This window comes from Gordonia sp. (in: high G+C Gram-positive bacteria) (assembly GCF_049299075.1).
Classification (GTDB): Bacteria; Actinomycetota; Actinomycetes; order Mycobacteriales; family Mycobacteriaceae; genus Gordonia.
Genome location: NZ_JBAQWU010000345.1, coordinates 1 through 5,261, shown reverse-complemented (window position 1 = coordinate 5,261; position 5,261 = coordinate 1). Strand labels below are relative to the sequence as shown.

7 protein-coding genes are annotated in these 5,261 nt (G+C 68.3%); 4 read left to right on the top strand and 3 right to left on the bottom strand.

Annotation, left to right across the window (positions count from 1 at the left end; translation table 11 throughout):
• The coding region (locus WAW85_RS10955) for a DUF3499 domain-containing protein (RefSeq protein WP_422559643.1) at window positions 1-359 on the bottom strand (359 nt) is incomplete at its 3' end.
• A 76-nt stretch (window positions 360-435) separates the two neighbouring features.
• On the opposite strand from WAW85_RS10955, the gene WAW85_RS10950 reads away from it, so the two are divergent.
• Complete coding sequence (locus WAW85_RS10950) at window positions 436-930, top strand: metallopeptidase family protein (RefSeq protein ID WP_422559642.1); 495 nt, start codon at window positions 436-438, stop codon at window positions 928-930.
• 111 nt (window positions 931-1,041) lie between these two features.
• Here the strand turns inward: WAW85_RS10950 and WAW85_RS10945 are convergent, their stop codons facing one another.
• Entirely contained in the window at window positions 1,042-1,299 is a 258-nt protein-coding gene (locus WAW85_RS10945; protein WP_422559644.1) for a WhiB family transcriptional regulator, read from the bottom strand.
• A gap of 406 nt (window positions 1,300-1,705) precedes the next feature.
• Here WAW85_RS10945 and cofD point away from each other — a divergent pair, with 406 nt between their 5' ends.
• The 3 genes from cofD to WAW85_RS10930 are packed head-to-tail and all read left to right on the top strand — an operon-like array spanning window position 1,706 to window position 4,679.
• The gene (gene cofD, locus WAW85_RS10940; protein ID WP_422559641.1) at window positions 1,706-2,728 is read left to right on the top strand and encodes a 2-phospho-L-lactate transferase; all 1,023 of its coding nucleotides are present in this window, start codon (window positions 1,706-1,708) and stop codon (window positions 2,726-2,728) included.
• Complete coding sequence (locus WAW85_RS10935; protein ID WP_422559640.1) at window positions 2,725-4,098, top strand: coenzyme F420-0:L-glutamate ligase; 1,374 nt, start codon at window positions 2,725-2,727, stop codon at window positions 4,096-4,098. Before cofD ends, WAW85_RS10935 begins: the two co-directional genes overlap by 4 nt.
• Complete coding sequence (locus WAW85_RS10930; protein WP_422559639.1) at window positions 4,095-4,679, top strand: NUDIX domain-containing protein; 585 nt, start codon at window positions 4,095-4,097, stop codon at window positions 4,677-4,679. The genes WAW85_RS10935 and WAW85_RS10930 overlap by 4 nt, the downstream gene beginning before the upstream one ends.
• Window positions 4,680-4,705: 26 nt before the next feature.
• On the opposite strand, the gene WAW85_RS10925 is transcribed toward WAW85_RS10930, so the two are convergent.
• On the bottom strand, window positions 4,706-5,261 hold a 556-nt coding region (locus tag WAW85_RS10925; protein ID WP_422559638.1), incomplete at its 5' end, for a sugar phosphate nucleotidyltransferase.

The following is a 5,261-nucleotide window of genomic DNA, read 5'->3' as shown; positions in this document are numbered from 1 at the left end:
GGGCGCACCTCGGCACGATGCCGGCCGGGCGCATCGTCGACCTCGGTCCGGGCCACGAACGACGGCAACGGCGGAAGGCTCGGTCGGGCGTTGCCCCCGACCTCACGGACGAGATCGGCCAGCGCGGTCAGATCCTGGTCTTCGGCAGGCTGCACGAACTCCCGCTCGCTGCGCAACAGCTCCCAGCCGCGCGGCACCGTGATGCGGTCGGCATGGTCGGAGCACAGGTCCCAGGAGTGTGGCTCATCGGCGCCGGCCAGTGGCCCGACCACCGCGGTCGAGTCTGCGTACACAAACGTCAGGGTCGCCACAGCGAGGCGCGAGCACCCGGGGCGGCAGCACTGACGAGGAGAGGTCACAGAGGCAAGCCTAGCGCGCGGCCACCACCCATCGGACATCGACACGCGATCTGCGCGCTGCAATAGGCTGAACCCCATGCGCTTCGAATCCGCTGAGCCACGGCGCCTCCTGCAACCACCGCGGCGCACCCGCGACCGGCACGACCGCGGGTTGCGGAGCCCACTGCTCCCCCCGACGGTGCCGGCGTTCCGCACCCGATCCGCCCGCTTCGATCGGGCCGCCGTCACCGCGTTCGCCGAGATCGACCGCCACTGGCACAACGCGCTGACCGGCCTAGATCTAGCCGTTGACGACATCCCGCGGATGCTGCCGCGCGAATCGGCGACGGTGCAATGGCCGGACGAGGTGACCGCCGACGGGCCGGTCCCGCTGGCCAGGTTGATCGGTGCGGGCGTCGACGCGACCGGACGCGCGACGCGCGCCCAACTGATCCTCTTCCGTCGCCCAATCGAACTGCGCGCGCACGATGACGTCCCACTCACCGAAATCCTTCGTGAACTGCTGATTCAACAGGTCGCCACCTACCTGGGCGTCGACGAGGAAACCATCGAACAGGGTCCGGAGGGGTAGGTCAGCGCCCCTCAGATGCGCTCGTCCCTCGCAGCGGGAGGTCTGCGAGGGACGAGGAAGTCTGCGGGGTGGGCCAGTGCGCGGTGTGCCAGCCGGGTCCGGCGGTACCGGTCAGATGATGCCGCGCTTGAGGCGGCGCCGCTCCCGTTCGGAGAGGCCTCCCCAGATGCCGAAGCGTTCATCGTTGCCCAGGGCGTACTCCAGACACTCGGCTTTGACCTCGCATCCGTGGCAGATGCGCTTGGCTTCCCGCGTCGAGCCACCCTTCTCCGGGAAGAACGCCTCCGGATCGGTCTGCGCGCAGAGGGCCTGATCTTGCCACTGGTCGTCGACGGCGTCGAACAGCGCATCGAAGTCGCTGGGAACCACCGAGAGGTGACTGCCGTTGCTGGTGAAAACCGAAGGTGCGGCGGGACTTCCCAATGGTGCCGAGAACCGCGCTCCCCCGAACCCCGTAATGTTTTCCGCGAACGTCATCGTTTGCCTCCCTGTTGATGATCGATTCGTTGGCCGCGTGACCCACCGACTCGGCCGCGTCAAGCACCCCAGCAGTGAAATCACACTCCTGTGATTACACACGCACCCGGGCCCACGGGTCAAGCGAACGGGGATTTTTGCTGTTATCACCTTTTTTCGGCCCCACCCGGCCGCACCGCATTGTGTGAGTTCTCTCGGCGTGTCGGACAAACGGGTGACACGCCGGGGTGGTCCTCGGCAACGCCCGGGCCCGCCCTTGGCGTGAAGAGCACCGCCGGGCCACCGTAGGGTGAGCGCTGTGAAGGTGACGGTACTGGTCGGCGGCGTCGGTGGCGCCCGCTTCCTGCAGGGTGCGCGCGAGTTGTTCGGCACCACTCCATTTCCCGCGGTCGCCGAGGCGACCGGTCCGCAGGCCCAGACCGGGCCGCACACGGTCACCGCGATCGTGAATGTCGGCGACGACGCCTGGATGCACGGCGTCCGGATCTGCCCCGACCTGGACACCTGTATGTACACGTTGGGCGGCGGGATCGACACCGAGCGCGGTTGGGGCCGCCCCGATGAGACCTGGCACGCGAAGGAAGAGTTGGCCGCGTACGGGGCCGACCCGGACTGGTTCGGCCTCGGCGACCGCGACCTGGCTACCCATTTGATCCGCACGCAGATGCTCGATGCTGGTTTCCGATTGTCCGACATCACCGCGGCGCTCTGCCGCCGCTGGCAGCCCGGGATCGCCTTGCTGCCGGTGAGCGACGACCGGCACGAGACACATGTCGTGATCGACAAGCCCGGCGGCGCCCCCGGCGAGCGGCTGGCCATCCACTTCCAGGAATGGTGGGTACGCCATCGCGCGCAGGTCCCCACCCACGGATTCGCACAGGTCGACGGCAATGCCACGCCCGCGCCCGGCGTGTTGGAGGCGATCGCCGAGGCCGATGTGGTGCTGTTGGCGCCGAGTAATCCGGTGGTCAGTATCGGAGCGATCACCTCGGTCGCGGGCCTGCGTGCCGCCCTGCGCACCACGTCCGCCCCGGTCGTCGGCATCAGCCCAGTGATCGACGATAAGCCGTTGCGCGGCATGGCCGATCAGTGCCTATCGGTGATCGGCGTGGAAACCACCTCCCGGGCGATTGCCGAATACTACGGCGCCCGCAGCGGTGTCGGCCTGCTGGACGGCTGGCTGGTGGCGCCCGGCGATGCCGCCGTAGCGAACCCGGTGCCCGGAATCGCCATCGGTCAAGCGCCCCTGCTGATGACCGATCCGACCACCACGGCCGCGATGGTGCGCGCGGCCTGTGACCTGGTCGGGATCCGCATATGAACCAGCCCGCGGCCAGCGACCGTGCCCCCTGGCGCCGGGACCACCGTGCCGCCGGCGAGCTGACCATCCGCCCGGTGACCGGACTCGGCGAGTTCGGACCGGCCAGCGATCTGGCCGCCGAGATACTCACCGGCGCCCCGTGGCTGGCCGACGGTGACGTCGTCGTGGTCACCAGCAAGGTCTTCTCTAAGATCGAGGGCCGCATGGTGCCTGCTCCGGCCGACCTGGAGCAACGAAATACTCTGCGCCGCAAGCTGATTGACGACGAAGCCGTGCGAATCGTCGCCCGTCGCGACCAGTTGCTGATCACGCAGAACCGCAACGGCCTCGTCCAGGCCGCGGCCGGCGTCGACGGTTCCAATGTGCCCGGCGATCAGCTCGCCCTCCTCCCGGTGGATCCGGACCACAGTGCCGCCCAGCTGCGCGCCGACTTCACTGCGCGCGGTCTGGATGTAGCCGTGCTGGTCACCGACACCATGGGCCGGGCGTGGCGGGCCGGGCAGACCGACGTCGCGATCGGCGCGGCCGGAATCGCCGTGCGGCACAGCTACGACGGGGCCGTCGACGGCTACGGGAATCCGCTGCTGGTCACCGACATCGCTGTCGCCGATGAACTCGCTGCCGCTGCCGATCTAGTGAAGGGCAAAATCGACGGAGTTCCGGTGGCGGTGATTCGCGGACTGGCCCCGGTCGACGACGGATCGACCGCGCGGAACCTGGTTCGCGAACCCGAATCCGACCTCTTCCGCCTTGGTACCGAGGACGCTCTCACGCAGGGCCGCACCGAGGCCCTGCTGACCCGAAGGTCCGTACGGAGCTTCGCGTCGGGCCGAGTAGCGCCGGCGGAGATGCACGCGGCCTTCGCCGAAGCCCTGACGGCACCGGCACCGCATCACAGCCATCCGGTGAGTTTCCTCTGGGTCCGCGACCGCAGCCGGCGGACTGCGCTACTCGACGCGATGGCCGAGGATTGGCGGCGCGATCTGGACGCCGACGGCAAGAGCGTCGAGTCGGTTACCCAGCGGGTGGGGCGCGGCCAAATCCTGTACGACGCACCGGAATTGGTGATTCCGGTGATGACTCGCCAGGGTATGCACACCTACCCCGACGACCGGCGCAATGACTGCGAGTACACCATGTTCACTGTTGCCGCAGGCGCCGCCGTGGGCTCGCTCCTTGTCGCCCTGTCGGCGCGCGAGATCGGTAGTTGCTGGGTGGGATCGACGATCTTCGCGGCTGCGACCGTGCGTCGCGTGCTCGACCTCCCCACCCACTGGCAACCACTGGGCGCCATCGCGATCGGCCACCCCGCCGCCCCCGCGGGGTTGCGCGGACCCGCAGACACCGAAGGCCTGGTGATTGAGCTGTGACTCCCGCCCTGACCGCCTCCGCACACACGACGCTGACTGGCTGGACCCCGCCCACCGCGGAGCAGGATGCCCTCCGCTATGCGTATCTTGCCTTTGTCGACGCTGCAGCGAATCCGTGCGAAAGAGCTTGTGTACCAGGACATCTGACCGCGTCGGCGATCGTCTTCGACGCCACCGGCACCCATGTCCTGCTGACCCTGCACCCCCGCGTCGGCAAGTGGGTCCAACTGGGCGGTCACTGCGAACCGGCGGACGCCACCCTCGCCGCAGCAGCCCTCCGCGAAGCGACCGAGGAGTCCGGCCTCCCTAACCTCGCGCTGTCGGCAGCACCGGTCCAACTGCATACCCACCCGATCACGTGCTCGCTCGGCCAGCCGACCCGCCATCTGGACGTCCGCTATGCCGCCGTCGCCCCGGCCACCGCCACCGCCACTCCCCCACCGCCGGTCATCAGCAACGAGTCCATCGATCTCGCCTGGTGGCCGGTCAATGCTTTGCCGGAGAACGTCGACGCCGAATCGATACCGGCGCTGATCGCGCTGGGCCGCGACTCGTTGCGCGCCGCCGCGCAGCTCGGCTGAGCTGATTTCGAGCGGGCGCGAGCCGGTCAGATGACCTGGTTTTTGGCGACGGCGACGATGCCACCGGAGCTGACGGTGTACTGCTCCCGGTCATGTTCGGAGTCGACGCCGACCTGACAGTCGTCCCGCACAACGACGTTCTTGTCGAGGATCGCGTTACGGACCACCGCATTGCGCCCGATCCGCACGCCGGGCATCAAGATGCTGCCCTGAACCACGGCACCCTCAGCGACCACCACGTCGACCGACAGCACCGAACTGTGCACCATGGCGCCGGAGACGATACAGCCGGCACCGACCATCGAGTCGTTGGCCGATCCGCCGTTGATGAACTTCGCCGGCGGCAGGTGCGAGGTCTCGCCGCGGATCGGCCAGCGCGCATTGTACAGATTGAACGCGGGCTTGGCCGACACGAGGTCCATGTGCGCGTCGTAGAAGGCATCGATGGTGCCGACGTCCCGCCAGTAGCCGATGTCTTCGGGAAGGGCGCCCGGGACCACGTTGTCGTTGAAGTCGTACACGTAGGCTTCGTCGCGCGCCACAAAGGCGGGAATGATGTCACCGCCCATATCGTGGTCGGAG